Origin of the sequence: Alterluteimonas muca (assembly GCF_021191595.1) — a bacterium.
In the GTDB taxonomy this organism is placed as follows: Bacteria; Pseudomonadota; Gammaproteobacteria; order Xanthomonadales; family Xanthomonadaceae; genus Luteimonas; species Luteimonas muca.
On sequence record NZ_JAIWPS010000008.1, the window covers coordinates 74,898 to 89,770 of the forward strand.

At 72.1% G+C, this 14,873-nt stretch carries 13 protein-coding genes and 2 pseudogenes; 8 read left to right on the plus strand and 7 right to left on the minus strand.

All coding sequences use genetic code 11. The annotated features are described in order from the left end of the window. Positions 1-2: 2 nt before the first annotated feature. Positions 3-3,107, plus strand: a complete 3,105-nt coding sequence (locus LDO11_RS11250; RefSeq protein WP_232141628.1) for an efflux RND transporter permease subunit — start codon at positions 3-5, stop codon at positions 3,105-3,107. Continuing rightward, the gene (locus tag LDO11_RS11255) at positions 3,104-4,612 is read left to right on the plus strand and encodes an efflux transporter outer membrane subunit (protein ID WP_232141629.1); all 1,509 of its coding nucleotides are present in this window, start codon (positions 3,104-3,106) and stop codon (positions 4,610-4,612) included. The genes LDO11_RS11250 and LDO11_RS11255 overlap by 4 nt, the downstream gene beginning before the upstream one ends. A gap of 80 nt (positions 4,613-4,692) precedes the next feature. Here the strand turns inward: LDO11_RS11255 and LDO11_RS11260 are convergent, their stop codons facing one another. Genes LDO11_RS11260 through dsbD form a run of 4 tightly spaced genes read right to left on the minus strand, consistent with a single transcriptional unit; the run spans position 4,693 to position 8,655 of the window. Then, positions 4,693-5,055 carry a hypothetical protein gene (locus tag LDO11_RS11260; protein WP_232141630.1) on the minus strand — a complete coding sequence of 121 codons (363 nt, stop codon included), beginning with the start codon at positions 5,053-5,055 and terminating at the stop codon, positions 4,693-4,695. After that, positions 5,055-5,828 carry a thiol:disulfide interchange protein DsbG gene (dsbG, locus tag LDO11_RS11265; RefSeq protein WP_232141631.1) on the minus strand — a complete coding sequence of 258 codons (774 nt, stop codon included), beginning with the start codon at positions 5,826-5,828 and terminating at the stop codon, positions 5,055-5,057. The genes LDO11_RS11260 and dsbG overlap by 1 nt, the downstream gene beginning before the upstream one ends. 2 nt (positions 5,829-5,830) lie before the next feature. Beyond that, entirely contained in the window at positions 5,831-6,670 is an 840-nt protein-coding gene (locus tag LDO11_RS11270; RefSeq protein WP_232141632.1) for a prolipoprotein diacylglyceryl transferase family protein, read from the minus strand. After that, positions 6,667-8,655, minus strand: a complete 1,989-nt coding sequence (gene dsbD, locus LDO11_RS11275) for a protein-disulfide reductase DsbD (RefSeq protein ID WP_232141633.1) — start codon at positions 8,653-8,655, stop codon at positions 6,667-6,669. The genes LDO11_RS11270 and dsbD overlap by 4 nt, the downstream gene beginning before the upstream one ends. A gap of 131 nt (positions 8,656-8,786) precedes the next feature. Between dsbD and LDO11_RS11280 the strand changes: the two genes are divergently transcribed. Beyond that, a complete protein-coding gene (locus LDO11_RS11280; protein WP_232141634.1) occupies positions 8,787-9,452 on the plus strand; it encodes a response regulator in 666 nt (221 codons plus the stop codon). Next, positions 9,449-10,774, plus strand: coding sequence for an ATP-binding protein (locus LDO11_RS11285; protein ID WP_232141635.1), 1,326 nt, complete (start codon positions 9,449-9,451; stop codon positions 10,772-10,774). The genes LDO11_RS11280 and LDO11_RS11285 overlap by 4 nt, the downstream gene beginning before the upstream one ends. A 54-nt stretch (positions 10,775-10,828) precedes the next feature. Here the strand turns inward: LDO11_RS11285 and LDO11_RS11290 are convergent, their stop codons facing one another. The 3 genes and pseudogenes from LDO11_RS11290 to LDO11_RS11300 all read right to left on the minus strand — a co-directional run bounded on the left by LDO11_RS11290 (position 10,829) and on the right by LDO11_RS11300 (position 12,807). After that, entirely contained in the window at positions 10,829-11,725 is an 897-nt protein-coding gene (locus tag LDO11_RS11290; RefSeq protein WP_232141636.1) for an MBL fold metallo-hydrolase, read from the minus strand. Positions 11,726-11,854: 129 nt separating this feature from the next. Next, a pseudogene (locus LDO11_RS11295) lies at positions 11,855-12,133 on the minus strand (metalloregulator ArsR/SmtB family transcription factor); the annotation flags it as partial. Positions 12,134-12,159: 26 nt separating this feature from the next. Continuing rightward, positions 12,160-12,807, minus strand: coding sequence for a peroxiredoxin (locus LDO11_RS11300; protein WP_232141637.1), 648 nt, complete (start codon positions 12,805-12,807; stop codon positions 12,160-12,162). Between the two features lie 279 nt (positions 12,808-13,086). Here LDO11_RS11300 and LDO11_RS15940 point away from each other — a divergent pair. The 4 genes and pseudogenes from LDO11_RS15940 to LDO11_RS11320 all read left to right on the plus strand — a co-directional run. Further along, a pseudogene (locus LDO11_RS15940) lies at positions 13,087-13,434 on the plus strand (MBL fold metallo-hydrolase); the annotation flags it as partial. A gap of 71 nt (positions 13,435-13,505) precedes the next feature. After that, complete coding sequence (locus LDO11_RS11310; protein WP_435574634.1) at positions 13,506-13,943, plus strand: YeeE/YedE family protein; 438 nt, start codon at positions 13,506-13,508, stop codon at positions 13,941-13,943. Then, the gene (locus tag LDO11_RS11315) at positions 13,940-14,353 is read left to right on the plus strand and encodes a DUF6691 family protein (protein WP_232141639.1); all 414 of its coding nucleotides are present in this window, start codon (positions 13,940-13,942) and stop codon (positions 14,351-14,353) included. The genes LDO11_RS11310 and LDO11_RS11315 overlap by 4 nt, the downstream gene beginning before the upstream one ends. Before the next feature lie 14 nt (positions 14,354-14,367). Further along, positions 14,368-14,862: a protein tyrosine phosphatase family protein gene (locus LDO11_RS11320; protein ID WP_232141640.1), complete on the plus strand. Its 495-nt coding sequence runs from the start codon at positions 14,368-14,370 to the stop codon at positions 14,860-14,862. The last annotated feature ends 11 nt before the right edge of the window (positions 14,863-14,873 follow it).

Consider the following 14,873-nt stretch of genomic DNA (forward strand, 5'->3'; position numbering starts at 1 on the left):
GCATGGAGATCGCGCGTTACGCCATCCGCCACCCGGTCAATGTCTGGCTGCTGATCCTCGCCTGCCTGGTCGGCGGCGTGTTCGCCTATTTCAATCTCGAGCGGCTGGAAGACCCCGAGTTCACGATCAAGGAAGCGGTCGTGACCACGATCTACCCCGGCGCCAGCGCCGAACAGGTGGAGCGCGAAGTCAGCGACGTGCTCGAAAGCGCGGTCCAGCAGCTCACCCAGCTCAAGCAGGTGCGCACGACGTCGCGGCCCGGCTATTCCGAGCTGCGGGTGGAGATCCTCGAGCGCTATTCCAGCGAGGAGATTCCGCAGATCTGGGACGAGCTGCGGCGCAAGATCAACGACACCGCGGCCAGTCTGCCGCCCGGTGCGCAGGCGCCGGTGGTCAACGACGATTTCGGCGATGTCTTCGGCCTGTACTACGCGATGACCGGCGACGGCCTCACCCGCACCGAGCTGCACGAGGCCGCCAAGACCCTGCGCCGCGGCCTGCTGCCGGTGGAGGGCGTGGGCAAGGTCGAGATCGCCGGCGCGATCGAGGAACGGTTCGTCGTCGAGATTCCGCAGGCGCGCCTCGCCGCGCTGCGCATCGCGCCCGAGGAGATCGCCGGCGCACTGGCCGATGCGGAAACCGAACTGCACGCCGGTGGGCTGCGCAGCGAGGACCTGTACCTGCGCGTCGCGCCCGGCGGCGCCTTCGATACGCTGCAGGCCCTGCGCACGTTGCCGGTGGGGCGCGGCGATGCGCGGGTGACCCTCGGCGACATCGCGCAGATCCGCCGCGAGTTCGCCGAGCGGCCGGCCCAGATCATCCGCCACGACGGGCGCGAGGCGCTGACCATCGGCGTCGCCGGCCTGCCGTCGGTGAACATCGTCGACGTGGGCGAGGCCGTCGACGCGGCCCTGGCGCGGCTCGAGCCGACCCTGCCGCTCGGCGTCGAACTGCATCCGATCTACCAGCAGGCCGATGTCGTCGACGCGGCGGTGACCAGCTTCGCGATCAACGTGGCGATGTCACTGGGCATCGTGATCGGCGTGCTGTGTCTGGTGATGGGCTGGCGCGCCGGCGTGATCATCGGCAGCGTGCTGCTGCTGACTGTCGGCGGCACGCTGCTGGCGATGTATCTGCTGGGCCTGCAGCTCGAACGCGTGTCGCTGGCGGCGCTGGTGATCGCGATGGGCATGCTGGTCGACAACGCTGTGGTGATCTGCGACGGCATGCAGGTGCGGCTGCGCCAGGGGCACTCGGCGATGCGCGCGGCGCGCGAGTCGGTCCGGCTGACGCAATGGTCGCTGCTCGGCGCGACCATCATCGGCATCCTCGCGTTCGCCGGCATCGGCCTGTCGCAGGACACCACCGGTGAATTCCTGTTCTCGCTGTTCTCGGTGATCCTGATCTCGCTGCTGCTCAGCTGGGTGCTGGCGATCACCGTGGTGCCGCTGCTGGGCTACTGGTGGCTGGCGTCGAAGGACGCGCGCGAGCGCGACGACGAAGACGGACGCGACGGCGACGGCGATGCGGGCGACAGCCCCTACCAGGGCAGGTTCTACGACCGCTTCCGCGGGATGCTCGATGCGCGGCTCGGTCGCGCCGGCCTGACCGTGACCCTGGCGACACTGCTGACCATCGGCTGCGTCGTCGGATTCGGCTTCCTGCCGCAGTCGTTCTTTCCGCCCGCGTCCACGCCGATGGCCTTCGTCGACATCAACACCCGCCAGGGCAGCGACATCCGCGCCACCGACGCCGCGGTGCGCGAGGTCGAGGACTATCTGGCCGATGCGTTTCCCGAGGTGCGCAGCCGGGTCGCGTTCGTGGGGCAGGGCGCCTCGCGCTTCATGCTGACCTACGCGCCGGCGATGCCCGACAGCGCGTTCGCGCAGGTCATCCTGCTGGTCGACGACGCCGACGTGCTCGAGGACATGCTCACCCGCCTCAATCGCGAAGCTGTTGAGCGCTTCCCCGAGCTGCGCGTGCACGCGGCGCGGCTGATGTTCGGCGGCGCGTCCGAGGCGCGCGTCGAGGCGCGCTTCAGCGGTCCCTCGGGCGAGACGCTGCGCGAGATCGCGGCGCGTGCCGAGGCCATTTTCCGCGACACGCCGATGCTCGAGAACGTGCACCACGACTGGGGCGAACGCGAGCTCGTGCTACGGCCGCGGCTGGATCTGCAGCGCATGGCCGAGGCCGGACTCGGCCGACAGGACATCGCCCAAGCGCTGACCATGGCCACCGAAGGCGTGCCGCTGGCGGTGCTGCGCGAGGGCGATGCGCAGCGCCAGGTGCTGCTGCGCGCGCCGGACGACGAGCGCCCTGCGCCGGAAGGCCTGCTCGATCGCCTCGCCTGGAGCGCGGGCGCGACGGCCTACGTCCCGATCGCCCAGGTGGCCGATCGCGTCGACGTGGTGCAGGAGGACGCCGCGATCCAGCGCCGCGATCGCGTGCGCACCATCGCCGTGCAGGCCGAGCCGGTGGTCGGCGTGGAGGCGAGCGACGCCCATGCCGACATCCGCGAGGCGATCGAAGCCATGCCGCTGCCGCCCGGCTACACCCTGACCTGGGGCGGCGAATTCGAGAGTTCCGGCGATGCGCAGACGGCCCTGATGCGCACGCTGCTGCTGCCGTATCTGGGCATGATCCTGGTGACCGTGCTGCTGTTTTCCCGCGTGCGCCAGCCGGTGGTGATCTGGCTGGTGGTGCCGATGTCGATCTGCGGCGTGACCATCGGGCTGGCGATCTCCGGCCAGCCGTTCGGCTTCGTGGCGCTGCTCGGTCTGCTCAGCCTGACCGGCCTGCTGCTCAAGAACGCGATCGTGCTGGTGGAGGAGATCGACCGCCGGATGGCCGGAGGCGGCAATGGCCGCGCCGCGATCGTCGAAGCGACGACGAGCCGCCTGGTGCCGGTGACGATGGCGGCCGGCACCACGGTGCTGGGCATGGTGCCGCTGCTGTTCGACGATCTGTTCGCATCGCTGGCCGTGACGATCATGGGCGGTCTGGCGTTCGCGACCGTGCTCACCCTGGTCGTCGTGCCGTGCCTGTACCTGCTGGTCTTCAAGGTGCCGCGCGACGACGACCGCAGGACCGAGGAGGCACGCGCATGAAGATCTCCAGGCTCGGTGTCCTCGCGGCCGCGCTCGCGCTCGCCGCCTGCAGCACGCCGCCGGTGCGCGAGCGGCCGCCGCTGCCGGCGGCCTACTACGCGCCCGCGGGTGATGCCGCGCGGCCGGCCGATCCGGCGGCGCTCGCATACTGGTGGCGCCAGTTCGACGATCCGCTGCTGGCCGAACTCGTCGAGACCGCCCTGGTCCGCAACCTCGACCAGCAGGCGGCGCTGGCGCAGCTGCGCACCGCCCGCGCACAGCTGCGCCGGTCTCGCGCGGCGCTGCTGCCGCGGCTCGACCTGGGCGGACAGGCCAGCCGCCAGATCATCAATACCGACGCGCTGGCCGACACGCCGGTCGGCGAGGAATTCGATGTCGGCGGCGACGTCAATTTCGACACCTGGCAACTGGCGCTGCAGGCCGAATGGGAAGTGGACCTGTTCGGCGCGAACCGGTTGCGCCGCGACGGCGCCGGCCGCCAGGTGCAGTCGGCCGAAGCGCAGCTGGTGGCGGTACGGCTCGCCGTCGCGTCCAATCTCGCGCAGGGCTATGTGCAGGCGCGCGCGCTGCTCGCGCAGCGCGCACTCCTCGACGAGGGCGTGCGCATCGCGCGTGATGCCGAGCGCGTCGCCGACGGGCGTTTCCGGCTTGGCGAGGTCACCCGGCTCGACGTCGAAGCCGCCGGCGCGCAGCGCGCCGCACTGGAAGCGCAGCGCGGCGACATCGACGCCGGCCTGGCCGAAGCCACGTTCGCACTGGATACGCTGATCGACCGGCCCCCCGGCACTGTCCTGCAGCGTCTGGGCGGCGACACGCGCGTGCCAATGGCCGACGCCGACATCCCGCGCGGCCAGCCACTCGATCTGCTGCGCCGGCGGCCCGACGTCATCGCCGCGGTGGCCGGGCTGGAGGCCGCCGAGCTGGCGGCGCTGGCCAGCCGCCGCGACCTGTTCCCCAAGCTCGGCGTCAGCGCGGCGCTGGGGCGCAGTGGTATTGCGATCGGCGATCTGTCGGGCGCATCGGACCTGCGCTCGCTCGCTGCCCAGCTCGGCTTCCCGTGGCTGGATTTCGGCGCCAGCCGCGCGGCGATCGATCTGGCCGACGCCCAGGCCGATGCGGGCTACGTGCAGCTGCGCCAGGCGCTGGCGAACGCGCTGCAGGAGGTCGAGACCGCGACCGCCCAGCTCGAGGCGCGGCGCGCGCAACGTGGCGCGCGGGAAGAAGCGCTGGGCCGCGCCCAGCGCACCCAGGCCATGGCCCGGCGCACCTACGACGTGGGCTTGGCGAACCTCGCCGACCTGCTCGATGCCGAACGTGCCTTGCTCGACGCACGCCAGCAGGCCCTCGACACCGACCGCGCGTTCGCACTGGCGCAGATCGCGCTCTACACCGCGCTGGGCGGTGGCTGGCGCGCGCAAGCCGAGGGCGGTCCCGACGAGGCGGTGCGGGACACCGTCGATTCCGTGCCCGACCGCATCCGTGCGCCAGCGCCGGACGGTGGCTGACCGGGTTACGGCCGTGCGGCGCCCATGTGCCTGCCGCACCTGCAGCCCTGCAGCAGAGCGGACGATCCGTGTCGACACCGTCACCGGTGTCCGGTCTCGCGGGCGAATGCCGCGGGCTGCAGGGCCAGGGCTGTCGCGCCGCCGCGCAGCAGCACGAGGACGTCGACGCGATCGTCGGTCACCTTCGAGAGCGCCAGCAGGTTCAGCACGCGCGCGACGGCGTCCAGCCCGGGATGCACGCCCTGCCCGCGGCCCGAATCCAGATCGAACAGCAGCCGGCGCGTGCGCCCCGGGTCGGCCTCGGGATGCAGCCCGATGTCGGCGATGCCGCCGGCCTGTGCGATGCGCGGGTGCAGCAGGCCATCGCCGGCGGCCCACACGGCCCCCGTCGCCAGCGCCATGCCGAATCCGCACAGCAGCCTCGCGATCGTGCGCGTGCGCATCAGCGCGGCCCCATGACCACGTCGAGATCGCCGCCCTGCGGCATGCCGCCGCGACGCTGCACGGTGCCGTCGGCATCACGGAACACCAGCGCGGGGGTGCCGCCGAAGCCCAGTTCCATCATCAGCATATGGTTCGCGTCGAGGACGCGGCGCACGTCCGCCGGTACCGTCGCGGCCGGCGGAATGCCGCCCCGTGCGTAGGCACGCTCGTTGCGCGCGAGGGCCGCGCCCGGGTCGGCGTCGCCGAGGATCGCGGCGACCTTGTTCGCGCTGTCTTCCTTGATCACGCCGACCAGCACGTGGCGGATCTGCACCTTGCCGGCGTCCACCCAGGGCCGCGCGGCCTGCCAGAAGCGGTTGCAGTAGGGACAGTTGGGATCGCTGAAGGCGTAGATCACGCGCGGTGCATCCTCGCGGCCGTCGCGCACCCATTGCGCGGATTCGAGTTGTGTCCAGATCCTCTCGCCCATCGGGCTGGCGACGAGTTCCTGCAGGCGGCCAGCGTCGACCTCCTCGCCGTTCGCGTCGACGCGGGTGCCGACGATGGCCTCGCCGCTGCCGGTGACGTAGACCGCGATCGGGCGCTGGCCGGCGACGCCGGCGAAGCCGCGCAGGCCGGCGCCGGCGTCGAATTCCTCGACGATCTCCAGTCCCTGGCCCTGCAGCGCGTCGAGCACGGGCGGGCGTCCGCCGTCCTCGGCATGGCTGCAGGCGGTGGAAGCGAGGGTCAACGCGCCGAGCGCGGCAGCGGTCAGCAAGGGAAAACGGGACATGGTCACTCCGTGGAAGAGGCGGGAACGGTCGGATGCGCGTCGAAGCGACGACGCAGGGTGTCGGCGAGACTGGCGCGGGTCAGTTCGCCCATGTGGGTGTCGACGAGGCGGCCGTCGGCATCGAAGAACAGGGTGGTCGGCAGGCCGCGGCTGCCGAAGGTGCGCATGGTGTCGGAGCCGGGATCGCGCAGCACGTCGCTGAGCGCGAGGTTCTCGGCCTGCAGGAACCGCGCGATGGTGGCGGCGTCCTCGCCCTGGTTGGCCAGGACGAAGCGCACATCCGGATACCGCGCCTGCGCCTCGGCCAGCGCGGGCATTTCGCGTCGGCACGGCGGGCACCACGTCGCCCAGAGATTCACGACCACGGGGGTGCCGGTGTACGCCGACAGCGCTTCCGGCGTGCCGTCCAGCGTGACCAGCGGCGTGTCCGGCAGCGGTGGCGCCGAGCGCTGCAGCAGCGTCAGCGTGCCGCTGGCGGCCAGCCACACCGCCAGCCCCGCGGCCACGCCGACCAGGGTCGGCCGCCGCAGGACCCGCATGCTCCGCGTGCGCCACAGCAGGAAGCCCACGGCGGCAGGCAATCCCGCCCACCACGCGAAACCGCCGTCGCCGATCGAGATCACCGACCACGGCGCGGCGGCGTACTGTGGCCACCAGCGCAGCACGTAGCCGAGACGGGCAGCGAGCAGACCGACGAACAGCGCGTCGACGACCAGCGCGCCCGCAGACTTCGAAGGCGCATCCGGCAGGCGGCGCGCCCACAGGCGGGCGGCGGCGACGGCCGCGGCTGCGGCCAGCAGTGCGACCACGACCGCGATCGGGAACGGGCCCAGGCCGATCACGGCGCACCTGCCGCGTCGAGCCGGGCGATGAAGCCACGCGCGTCGATCTCGCCGACCGTGCGCTGGGCGCGGCGTTCGCGTCCGTCCGGTCCGACGAGGATCAGCGTCGGCGGTCCCAGGACGCCCCAGTGCCGCAGCAGGGCCTGGTCGACGGCGTCGTGCGCGGTGACGTCGGGGCGGAGCACCTGCATCGACGCGAGGCGCGCCGCGACCTCCGGATGACCAAAGACCTCGCGCTCGATGACGTGGCAGGACACGCACCAGTCGGCATAGACATCGATCAACGTCCAGCGTCCGGCCTGCGCAGCCTCTTCGATGCGGGCATCGACGTCGGCGATGGATTTCGCGTCCACATATGCCGGCTTGGCGGGCGTGGATGCCGCTAGCGCCGGCGCCCCGGCGAGGTGCGCCAGCGGCCGCATCGGTGCATCGCCACCGGAGGCCGCGCCGACCAGCATCAGCGTGGCCCAGAGGCCGGCGAACAGCGCACCGAAGCGCAGCATCCAGTGCCTCGGCGCCGGTGGCAGGGCAACGCTCGACCAGGCGAACAGCGACACCGCCAGCGCCAGCAGCCATGCGCCCCACAGCGCCAGCGTGGCCGTCGCGGGCAGCACGCGCGCGAGCATCGTGATCGCCAGGCCCAGCATCACGAAGCCGAAGACCGACTTCACGCGGTCCATCCAGGGCCCCGGGCGCGGCAGCACGCGCGCACCGAACACGGCGATCAGGACCAGTGGCAGGCCCATGCCCAGCCCAAGCGCGAATAGCGCCAGGCCACCGGTGACCGCGCTGCCGGTCTGGCCGATGTAGAGCAGCGCGCCGGCCAGCGGCGCGGTCATGCACGGCCCGACCAGCAGGGCCGACAGCAGTCCCAGCGAGGCCGCACCGAGCAGGCTGCCGCCGCGGCGCGCCTCGCCGGCCCGCGCCAGCCGATTGACCAGCGCCGATGGCATGCGCAGCTCGAACAGACCGAACAGCGACGCGGCCAGGACGACGAACAGCGCCGCGAACAGGCCCAGCAGCCAGGGTGCCTGCAGCGTCGCCTGCAGGTTCGCGCCCGTCAGGCCGGCGACGATGCCGACCGCGGCGTACGCCGTGGCCATCGCCAGGATGTAGGCCACCGACAGTGCGAGCGCGCGACGTGGTCCGGCACCCCCACCGACGATCAGGCCCGAGAGGATCGGCAGCATCGGCAGGGTGCAGGGGGTGAACGCCAGCAACAGGCCGAAGCCGAAGAACAACAGCATGCCGGCGATCGGGCCGAGCGCGGCGAGGCGCTGTGCGGTCGCCTGGTCCTCGCCGAGCGGCGGCGTCGCGGGCGGGACGGGTGTCCCGGTCGGCGGCGCAATCGCTGTGCCTGCTCCCGGTGCCGTGATCCTGTCGGCACGCGCTGGAATGTCGGCGGGCGGCGGGGGCGGCGCGGGGCCGTCCTCCGACGCCGGGTCGGTGGGTGCAGGTGTCTGCGCATCGCGTCCTCCCTCCAGCGACGGGGCCGCCTCGGGTCGCGCCGCCTCCGGGGCGGTCGCGGGCCCTGCGACAACGGGCGCCGCGGCGTCGGTGGGCAGCGTGATCGGGAGGATCTGCGGCGGGTAGCAGATGCCGGCTTCGGCGCAGCCCTGCCAGCGCAGCTGCAGCGGCCCCGGCGCGTCGCCTGGAAACGCGATGGGCAGTGTGCCGGTGTAGATCTCCGTATCACCGAAGAATTCGTCGTGGTGCGGCGTGCCGGCGGGCGATTGCAGCGCGACTTGCGCGCCGGTGGCATCGAGCAGACGCAGGGCGTGCCGGTAGAGATAGTGCCCCTCCGCGATGCGCCCCTCCAGCACCCAGGTGTCGCCGTCGCGGCGCACGGGGCCGGGCACGAAGACCTGCTCGGCCGGCAGGAATTCGCGTTCGGCGGCGCCCTGCCACAGTGGAAAGCCTGGACGGGCCCAGGCGAGCGTGGCGACGGCGACCAGCAGCAGGAGGACGGTGAGGCGACGAAGCAAGACGGGTATCCGGTGCGAGGAAGGCTGTGCACCATCACCCGGCGCGCTTAAGTGGAACTTAAGTCGCGCGCGGCTGGCATCGTGTCGCGACAGCGACTAGCGTGATGGCCCCCTGGGCAACGAGGCCGGCCATGCGCGTACTGGTGATCGAGGACGATGCGTTGATCGCCGAGGGCCTGCTCGCAGGGCTGGTCGCGCAGGGCATGAGCGCGCGCCGGGCAGGCAGTGGCGCCGCGGCCGAGGCGGCCTGTCTCGACGAGGCGTTCGATGCGCTGGTGCTGGATCTGGGATTGCCCGACGTCGACGGACTGGCGCTGCTTGCGACGCTGCGAACGCAAGGCGTCAGCGTGCCGGTCGTGGTGCTGACCGCGCGCGACGCGATCGAACACCGCATCGCCGGCCTGCACGGCGGCGCTGACGATTACCTGGTCAAGCCGGTGGATCTGCGCGAACTGGGCGCGCGCCTGCATGCGGTGGTGCGCCGCGCGGCCGGGCGTGCGGTCCAGCAGATCGAGGCCGGACCGCTGCGGCTCGAACCGCATGGTGGACAGGCGTGGCTCGACGGCGAGCCGGTCGCGCTGTCGCGGCGCGAGATCGACCTGCTGACCCACCTGGCCGATGCGCGCGGCCGCTGGCTGACCGCCGAGGCGCTGCGCGAACGGCTGTACGGCCTCGATGCCGATGTCGGCAGCAACACGCTCAACGTCCACATCCACAACCTGCGCCGCAAGCTCGGCAGCGGGGCGATCGAGAGCGGGCGCGGCCTGGGTTATCGCCTCGGGTGGACACCGCGATGAGCCTGCGCCTGCGGGTGGTGCTGATCGCGGGCCTGGCACTGGCCGTGCTGTGGTCGGCGGCCGCGGCGTGGCTGGCGTACGACCTGCACCGCAATCTCGATCGCACGCTGGACCAGCGTCTGGCGATGTCGGCGCGCATGGTGTCGGGCTTGCTGCAGCGCTCGGCGGTGCCGCCCGAAACGGGCGCGCCGATGCTCTCGGGCGCGGTCGGCGTCGGCGGCGGGCAGGGCATCGCCTGCCAGATCCGCTCGTTGCGCGGCGAGGTGCTCGCGGCCACCGGCGATGCCGCGCTCGCAGGCCGCGCCGTGCCTGCGCCGGGCTTCGCCGATGTCGTCATCGACGGTGCGGCCTGGCGCATCTACACATTGCAGGCCGGCGACTTCCTGGTCACTACCGCCGACCGCAGCGACGAGCGCGACGCGCTGGTCCGCGGTCTGCTGGCGGCGGCGGCGGTGCCGGTGGTGCTGGCGGTGCTCGGCGGCCTGCTGGCGCTGTGGATCGGAATCGGTCGCGGCCTGCAGCCGCTCGCTGCGTTGCGTCGCACGCTGCAGACCCGCGAGATCGACGCGACGTCGCCGCTGGACGATCGTCACGCGCCGCGCGAGTTGCAGCCGCTGCTCGATGCGCTCAACGGATTGCTCGCTCGTCTCGCCGACGCGCTCGCCCAGCAACGCGCCTTTACCGATGCCGCGGCGCACGAGTTGCGCACGCCGCTGACCGGCATCGACACCCATCTGCAGGTCGCCCGGATGGGCGGCGACGCCGACGTGCCGCGCGCGCTGCAGCAGGCGGACGCGGGCGTGCGGCGCCTGGGGCGCACGCTCGACCAGATGCTGGCGCTGGCGCGCGCCGAGTCGGCCGTGCCCGAAGGCGATGCCTGCGATTCCATCCAGGGCGCGCTCGACGATGCGCTCGCCTGGCTGCCGCCTGCGGCACGTGCACGCATCGTGCGGACGGGGCGCGAGGACCGTGCGACCGCGGTGCCGCATTCGATGCTCGCCACGGCCGTGCGCAACCTGCTCGACAACGCGTTGCGGTATGCGCCCGACGACAGCATCGTGGAGCTCGACATGGCCTGCGATACCGGCGTGCGGACCTGCCGCATCCGCGTTGCCGACCGGGGGCCCGGCATGACGTCCGAGCAGATCGCGCATGCCGGACGGCGGTTCTGGCGGGGCGATGCCGGACGACCCGACGCCGCGGGGGCCGGTCTCGGCATCTCGATCGTGCGCGCGATCGCCGCGCGCCATGGCGGATGTCTCGAGCTCGCGGCGCGCCCGGGCGGTGGTCTGCTCGCGACGCTGCGGGTGCCGGTCGATTGACGTCGCGATGACGCGTGGACACCGACGCGCGCGCCCCGGGCGGCACGCCCGTGCTCAGCCCGCGGGCGGGGTGAACTGTCCCAGCGGAATCCGCAGGTAGCGCCGGCCGTTGGCCTCGGGCTCCGGCAGGCGGCCGCCGCGGATGTTGACCTGGAGGGCATGCAGCATCAGCGTGGGCAGCGGCAGCGTGGCGTCGCGCGCCTGGCGCGTACGCACGAAGCTGGCCTCGTCGACATTCCCGGCCAGATGGATGTTGCGCGCACGCTGTTCGGCGACGGTGCTCATGCAGGCCGGATCGCGGCCGTCCTTGCCATAGTCGTGACCGACGAACAGGGCGGTGTCGTCGGGCAGGGCGAGGATGCGCTGCAGCGTGGCATAGAGCTGGCGCGCATCGCCGCCCGGGAAGTCGGCGCGCGAGGTGCCGCTGTCGGGCATCATCAGCGTGTCGTGGACGAAGGCGTTGCTGCCGATCACGTAGCTGATCGAGGCCGTCGTATGGCCCGGCGATAACAGCACCCGTGCCTGCAGCGCACCGATGTCGAAAGTATCGCCGTCGGCGAACAGCCGGTCCCACTGGCGGCCATCGGTGGCGAGATCGTCGAGACCGTAGAGGTCCTTCCACAACGCCTGCACGCTGGTGACGCGCTCGCCGATCGCCATCGGTGCATCCAGTCGCTGCTTGAGATAGGCCGCGGCCGAGAGGTGGTCGGCATGCGGATGGGTATCGAGAATCCACACCACCTCCAGCCCTTCGCGCTCGACGTGGGCCAGCAGCGCGTCCGCCTGGGTGGTCGCCACATGGCCCGCCTTCTCGTCGAAGTCGAGCACCGGGTCGATGATCGCCGCCCGGCGGCTGGCGGGATCGGCGATCACGTACTGGAAGCTGCCGGTCTTGCTGTCGTACAGCGAATGGACCAGGGCGTCTTCGCGCGGGTGATGATGCAGGGGCATGGCGGTCCTCGGGTGGGCTCAGCGGGTGACGCGCGCGAAGCGCGCGGCCTGGGTGGCGGGCGCACGGGGGGCGGCCTGCGCCGACGATGCGGTTGCTGGTTCGACACCGGGCGTGGGCAGGCCGCTGCCGTCGCCGCAGAAGATCGCGTACAGCGCGCCGAGCAGGCTGCGCATGCGCGCATCGGCGATCGAGTAGTGGATCGAGCGTGATTCACGCCGCGTCCTGACCAGGTCGAAGCGGCGCAGTTCGGCGAGCTGCTGGGACAGCCCCGGCTGGCGCAGGCCCAGGTCGCGCTCCAGATCGGCGACGGACGGTTCGCCCTGGGCGATCTGGCACAGCAGCAGCAGGCGCGTGGGCGTGGCGATCGTGCGCAGCAGTTCGGCCACTTCGGGCACCTGCGCCTTCATCGCGTCCAGATCGGGGGGCGTCATGGTCACGGCGTCCGCCAGCGGAAGTACCAGGCCTCGTCGTCGGCCGGCTGCACGGCCAGCGCGGCCTCGACATCCAGTGGCACTGGCTCGAGCAGACGGTCGCCGGGCTGCCAGCCTTCCGGCGTCGCGGCGCGTTCGCGGTCGGCGGTCTGCAACGCCGTGACCAGCCGCAGCAGCTCCTCGACCGACCGACCGACCTCCATCGGATACCAGCTCATCGCGCGCACGATGCCCTGCGGGTCGATCACGTAGGTCACGCGCGCCGTCGCGCTGTCCTCGGCTGCGGGATCGACCATGCCGTAACCGCGCGCGATGGCCATTGAGGGGTCCTCGATCACCGGAAACCCGACCGTGATGCCGAAGCGTGCCCGGATGTCGCGCAGCCAGGCCAGATGCGAGAACAGGCCGTCGACCGACAGCGCGAGCAGCGCGCAGTCCAGCGCGTCGAAGCGGGCCTGGGCGCGGGCGAAGGCGATGAATTCACTGGTGCACACCGGGGTGAAATCAGCCGGGTGCGAGAACAGCAGCACCCAGCGGCCGCGGTAGTCCTCCAGCGCGATGTCACCCTGGGTGGTGCGGGCGCGGAACGCGGGCGCCGGCTCGTGCAGACGCAGGGGTGGATGGGCAGGCGTGGCAGGGATGATGGGCATGCGCGATGTGCGGGTCCGGGGCGGGCCAAAGCAAGGCCGCGTGGGTGCGGCAGTCGCCGTGGCACGTCTATCCTTGCACACTTTCGCCAAGTATGAAAATGTAGCGACACTTCCTCTGGAGCCCGTGTCATGTCGCAGCCCGTGGTGCCCTCGACCACTACCCCGGACGCGCCGCTCGCCGTGGCACGCGCAGTGGTGGAGCGGACGCGCGCAGGTGCGTATCCGCGCCCGGTGGTCGCCTCCTTCTTCGACGAGGCCACGTTCACGGTGAGCCACGTGATGCGCGACCCGGACAGCCCGGCCTGCGCGATCGTCGACAGCGTGCTCGACTTCGACGCGCCCGGCGGCCGGACCGCAGACGACTCGGCGCGCCACCTCGTCGACTACGTCGGCAACCACGGCCTGCACGTCGACTGGCTGCTGGAAACCCATGCCCATGCCGACCATCTGTCGGCCGCGCCGCTGCTGCAGGCGCGCGTCGGAGGGCGCCTGGCGATCGGTGCCCACATCACGACCGTGCAGGAGACGTTCGGCAGGATCTTCAACGCCGGTGCGCGGTTCGCGCGCGACGGCAGCCAGTTCGACAGGCTGTTCGCCGACGGCGACGGCTTCCGCATCGGCGCGCTCATGCGCGGCGGCTTTCTGCCCGAGCCCGAAGACAACGGCGTGCGCGACCTCAAGCTGCCGGTGGACGCGCTGTGAGCGTCGCCGCGCTGCACTGGGGCTGGCCGGTCGCCGGTGGACTGATGATCGGCAGCGCGGCCGCGCTGTATCTGGTCGTCGCCGGCCGCGTGATGGGGGTGTCCGGAATGCTGGCTGGTGCGACCGGGCTGGGACCGGGTGGTGCGCGTGTCGCATCGGCACTGTTCATGGCCGGGCTGCTCGTCGGCACGCTTGCCGCGATGGCATGGATCCGCATGCCGGCGTTCGCGGTCACCACGTCCTGGCCGCTGCTCGTCGCCGGTGGCCTGCTCGTCGGCTACGGCACCCGGCTCGGCTCGGGCTGCACCAGTGGCCATGGCGTCTGCGGCCTGGCCCGGCTGTCGCCGCGCTCGCTGGCTGCGACCGGCGTGTTCATGGCCACTGCGGCCCTGACCGTCTTCGTCGTGCGCCACGGCATCGGAGTTGGCGCGTGATCCGCCTGATCGCACTGCTGTGCGGCCTGCTGTTCGGCGCGGGACTGGTGGTCTCGGACATGGTCAATCCTGCGCGCGTACTCGCGTTCCTCAACGTCGCCGGCGACTGGGATCCGGCGCTGGCGCTGGTGATGGGCTCGGCGCTGGTGCCCTCGGCGCTGGCCTATGGCTGGCGCCGGCGTCGACAGCGGCCGCTCGCCGCGGCGGCTTTCCACGTGCCCGGCAACCGGCGCATCGACGCACGCCTGCTCGGCGGCGCCGCGCTGTTCGGCGTCGGCTGGGGCCTGGTCGGCCTGTGCCCCGGACCGGCGATCGCAGCGCTGGTCACGTTGCAGTGGCCGTTCCTCGCATTCGCCGCCGCCATGCTCGCCGGCATGGCCCTTCACCGCACGCTGCACGCGCCCGACTGATCCGGAGGGATACGATGCCTCATTACACCAAGCTTGATGACCGACTGTCGGTCGCCCCGCAGATCGCCCTCGACGACATCCCCGCGATCGCCGAGGCCGGGTTCGCCACGCTGATCGGCAACCGGCCCGACGGCGAGGCCGAGGACCAGCCCGAGACCGCCGCACTCGCTGCCGAAGCGCGTCGGCATGGCCTGGCGTTCGTCCACCAACCGGTGGTCGCCAACGCGATCGACACCCGCGATGCGGACGCGTTCGACGCCGCACTCGCCCAGGCGCGTGGCCCGGTGCTCGCCTTCTGCCGCACCGGCACCCGCTCGACCACGCTGTGGGCGCTGGGCCAGGCACGTCGGCGTCCCGTCGACGACGTACTCGCCGACGCGCAGCGTGCCGGCTACGACCTGTCCGCGTTGCGACCGGAACTCGAAACGGCCGCCGCACCGGCTCCGGGGGCGGCATCACGCGACGTGCCCGGAGCCGGTCTTGCGGTGGCGGGCAATTTGCATGGCTGAGGGTCGGGGCC

Bases quoted from the DNA above. Each gene is read 5' to 3' on its own strand.
- LDO11_RS11250 (WP_232141628.1), top strand. From the start codon at position 3: ATGGAGATCGCGCGTTACGCCATCCGCCACCCGGTCAATGTCTGGCTG.
- LDO11_RS11255 (WP_232141629.1), top strand. From the start codon at position 3,104: ATGAAGATCTCCAGGCTCGGTGTCCTCGCGGCCGCGCTCGCGCTCGCC.
- LDO11_RS11260 (WP_232141630.1), bottom strand. From the start codon at position 5,055: ATGCGCACGCGCACGATCGCGAGGCTGCTGTGCGGATTCGGCATGGCG.
- dsbG (WP_232141631.1), bottom strand. From the start codon at position 5,828: ATGTCCCGTTTTCCCTTGCTGACCGCTGCCGCGCTCGGCGCGTTGACC.
- LDO11_RS11280 (WP_232141634.1), top strand. From the start codon at position 8,787: ATGCGCGTACTGGTGATCGAGGACGATGCGTTGATCGCCGAGGGCCTG.
- LDO11_RS11285 (WP_232141635.1), top strand. From the start codon at position 9,449: ATGAGCCTGCGCCTGCGGGTGGTGCTGATCGCGGGCCTGGCACTGGCC.
- LDO11_RS11290 (WP_232141636.1), bottom strand. From the start codon at position 11,725: ATGCCCCTGCATCATCACCCGCGCGAAGACGCCCTGGTCCATTCGCTG.
- LDO11_RS11300 (WP_232141637.1), bottom strand. From the start codon at position 12,807: ATGCCCATCATCCCTGCCACGCCTGCCCATCCACCCCTGCGTCTGCAC.
- LDO11_RS11320 (WP_232141640.1), top strand. From the start codon at position 14,368: ATGCCTCATTACACCAAGCTTGATGACCGACTGTCGGTCGCCCCGCAG.